The organism is Laedolimicola sp. (genome assembly GCF_051972735.1).
GTDB classification, from domain to species: Bacteria; Bacillota; Clostridia; order Lachnospirales; family Lachnospiraceae; genus Laedolimicola; species Laedolimicola intestinihominis.
On record NZ_JBOKYU010000081.1, the window covers coordinates 1 to 3,267 of the forward strand.

A 3,267-nucleotide genomic window follows, 5' to 3' on the forward strand; every position below is an offset into this window, starting at 1 on the left:
GGATAACAGAAACAGGGAGGAAAAGCGGGATGAAAAATAAGGTATTAAAAAAAGCACTGGTGCTGATGATGTGCGGCGCACTGGCAGTTCCGGCAGCGGGAATGGCGCAGCCTATGGTGGCGCATGCGACGGCAGGAACTCCGGCGGTGCAGGCGGAACCGACAGGTGGAGCCGGAGCGGGAGTTACAACAGGAAAAGAAAAGACCCCAGCGGAGCAATTGGCAGATGCTAAGAAAAATGCACTGGATCAGCTTGCGGATTATTATGATGCGTTGAAGGATTCCGTGTCTGCCGATAAGAAGGCTGATTTTGACAAAGCAAAGAAGGATGCAGAAACAGTCATTTCCAATATGCGTACCAGTGAGCAGGTAACCGCATATCTGGCCAAGGCAACCGCAAAGCTGGATACCTTTGTTTCATCAGCGGACACCGGTGACACCACCCCCGACACCACCCCGACGACCACCAACAATAACATCATGGTGGGCGGTAACTGGGTAACCCCGGTGGCCAACGCGGGCCAGCAGGTCAACGTGGTGCTTCCGGTGGTCAACATGGGACGTACCCGTGTGAAAAATGTGGTAGTGACTCCGGCTATCAGCGAGGACGCGGCAAAATGGCCCTTCGAGATTGAAACCTCCAATTACAGCCAGACTATCGACCGTCTGCCGGGTACAGACGACGGCGGTACGGATATGGAGCGGCGCCGGGAGCTGACCTGGACGCTGAAGACAAGAAAGGATGCGCCCAGCGGCTATATGCCCATTTCCTTTAATGTAACCTTTGAAAATGATGATAAGAGCCTGAGCAACGTAACACTGACTTCCTATGTAAAAGTAGTGGGAACCACGGGGATCTCCGCAGACGGCAAGTCCTCTACGCCCCGTGTCATTGTAACCGGATTTTCCACAGACCCGGAGACCGTACACGCAGGAGATACCTTTACGCTGACCTTGCACATGCAGAACACCTCCAAGGCTACCGCGGTAAAGAATATGGTATTTGATATCCAGGCGGCCAGTGAGAGCACCGATACCACCTATGTGGCGGCTTCCTTCCTGCCCACCGCAGGATCCAGCACCGTATTCGTGGACAAGATTGCGGCAGGCGCGAACAAGGACATCAGCATTGAGCTGGAGGCCCGTTCCGACCTGGCGCAGAAGCCCTACGTCATCAACGTAAAGATGGATTACGAGGACGAGAACGTTAATGCTTATGAGAATACGGCGAGTGTGTCCATTCCGGTGCGTCAGGAAGCCAGAATCGATACCAGCAGCATTGAGGTGACGCCCCAGTCCATCGAGGTAGGCGGAGAAGCCAATGTGTCCTTCAGCCTTTACAACATCGGTAAAACCAAGCTTTACAATGCTTCCGTCAAATTTGTGGCAGATTCTGTGACGGGTGGCGATACTTATCTTGGAAATATTGATCCGGGCGCAACCGGTTCCGTAGACGCTTATCTGACCGGAGCGGCGGCTACCACAGACGATGGCAAGGTTAAAATCCAGATTACCTTTGAGGATGAATCCGGAGAGGCTACCACAATAGAAAAAGAGATGGAGCTTTATGTAACAGAAATGATGAATTACGACGACGGAATGACGGATGACGGCATGTACGACGATGGAAGCCAGTCCCAGGGCGGCTTTAAAATCTGGTATGTACTGATTCCTCTGGTAATCGTGATTGCAGTCGTGGCAGCATTTCTTATCATCCGTAAGAAGAAAGCCAAAAAAGCGGCAGCGCTTCTGGAGGCAGACGATCTGGATGATTTAGAAGACGTAGATTTGGGTGACGACACAGAAGAGACTGACGATGCAGCAGATACGTCTGAGGACGGAAAAGAGAAGGAGTAATCCATGAGTTTTGGTGATTTGCTCAAAATGAGCCTGAGCAGTCTCTGGCGGAGGAAGCTCAGGACAGTTCTGACCGTGCTGGGTGTAGTTGTGGGAACGGCTTCGATTATGGTTATGATCTCTTTGGGACTGGGACTCAGTAAGTCCAATATGGAACAGATCGAGCAGTACGGAGGCCTGACCACGATTACGGTATACCCCAATGAAAACGGCGGCGGAATGTATTACAGCGACAGCGGCATGGCGGCGTCGTCGATGGAAGGGGGAGCTTCGGGCTCCGGCAGTAATGAACCCATTCGCATCAACGACGCGATGATTACGACCCTGTCCCAGCTGGAACACGTGGAGATAGCATCCCCGGTGCTTTCCACATCGGCCATTGCCAAGTATGGAAAATGGGAAGCTTACATTAATATTCAGGGTATGAGCAAAGAAGCTCTGCAAAAACTGAATCTGGATTTGACGGATGGAAGCGAGCTCCCGTTGTCGGATTCTGAGCTGAAATTCTTATACGGCAATACGGTAATTACAGACTTCTATGACGCAAAGACGAATCAGTATTACTGGGATACGGGTCAGCTGGCAGACATTGATTATATGAAGGATCCGCTGTTTATCATTTTCGATACAGACGCTTATTGGAATAGCAAGAATGGCGGTACGGACGAGAGCGGAGCTCCGGTGGCAGCGCCGAAGAAGTATCTGATTCCGGCCTGCGGCGTGATGGCGGGTACGGAAAATGACTATACGGAGAATTCCAACAGCGTACTCTGTGATGTGGAAGCGCTGAAAATGCAGCTGAAAAAGATTTATAAGGGAAAGGTCATTCCGGGCCAGCCCACCACCAAGTCCGGCAAGCCCTATAAGGAGCTCTATTACGATTCTGCCTATATCCGTGTGGACGATATGAAGAATGTCAAGGCTGTGCAGCAGGAGATACAGAATCTGGGACTGCAGGCAAACAGCAATGCGGAATGGATGGAGCAGGTACAGCAGAGCTCCCGTTCCATTCAGGCGACCCTGGGCGGTATCGGCGCGGTATCCCTGTTCGTGGCTGCCATTGGCATCGCGAATACCATGATGATGTCCATCTATGAGCGCACCAAGGAAATCGGCGTCATGAAGGTGCTGGGCTGCGATATGGCGGCTATCCGGAATATGTTTCTGGCAGAGGCCGGCTTCATCGGCCTGATCGGCGGCGTAGTGGGAATCGTTCTCAGTTATATGATATCGGCCATTATCAATTTCGTCCTACGGGACAGTTATTACTCGAATGTGTCATACATTCCGCCCTATCTGACCCTGCTGGCGCTTGTTTTTGCGGTGGTGATTGGTATGGTGGCCGGATTGTTCCCGGCGCTTCGGGCTATGCGCTTAAGCCCGCTGGCGGCGATCCGAAATGAGTAACAGG

General features: G+C 52.1%; 2 protein-coding genes. Both read left to right on the forward strand.

Features of this window, described 5'->3' with window-relative positions; translation table 11 throughout:
- Positions 1–29: 29 nt before the first annotated feature.
- Positions 30–1,856, forward strand: coding sequence for a COG1361 S-layer family protein (locus tag ACTRC3_RS11565; protein ID WP_440323172.1), 1,827 nt, complete (start codon positions 30–32; stop codon positions 1,854–1,856).
- 3 nt (positions 1,857–1,859) lie between these two features.
- Positions 1,860–3,263, forward strand: a complete 1,404-nt coding sequence (locus ACTRC3_RS11570) for an ABC transporter permease (protein WP_440323173.1) — start codon at positions 1,860–1,862, stop codon at positions 3,261–3,263.
- Positions 3,264–3,267 lie beyond the last annotated feature (4 nt).